The sequence below is a fragment of the Cognatundibacterium luofuense genome (assembly GCF_018139685.1).
In the GTDB taxonomy this organism is placed as follows: domain Bacteria; phylum Pseudomonadota; class Gammaproteobacteria; order Burkholderiales; family Burkholderiaceae_D; genus Undibacterium; species Undibacterium luofuense.
The window spans coordinates 1-310 of the sequence record NZ_JAGSPN010000481.1; the positions used below are offsets into that span (position 1 = coordinate 1).

The window sequence follows — 310 nt, forward strand, 5'->3', positions numbered from 1 at the left end:
CGATCAAACCAGTCATTGAAGCGAGCCAGCAGCTTGCTCAAGCCTTTTTTGGGCGCGGTATGATGATCGGCCGGATCACCCCAGTAAGCGGACAACATCGGATCCAGCGTAAAGGAAATCCCCAGACTGACCAGCACCGAGCAGGTCACCGTCAGTGCGAACGGACGGAACCATTCACCAGGCATACCCGGCATGAAGGCGACCGGTATAAACACCGCAATGATAGAGAAAGTAGTCGCCGCCACGGCCAGACCAATTTCTGCAGTGCCCTGTAAGGCAGCTGTGCGACGATCTGAACCCATTTGCATAT

At 55.2% G+C, this 310-nt stretch carries 1 protein-coding gene; it reads right to left on the reverse strand.

The window, feature by feature from the left end; genetic code table 11:
* Positions 1 to 310: efflux RND transporter permease subunit (locus KDM89_RS21315; protein ID WP_212689797.1), on the reverse strand; the 310-nt coding region annotated here is incomplete at both ends.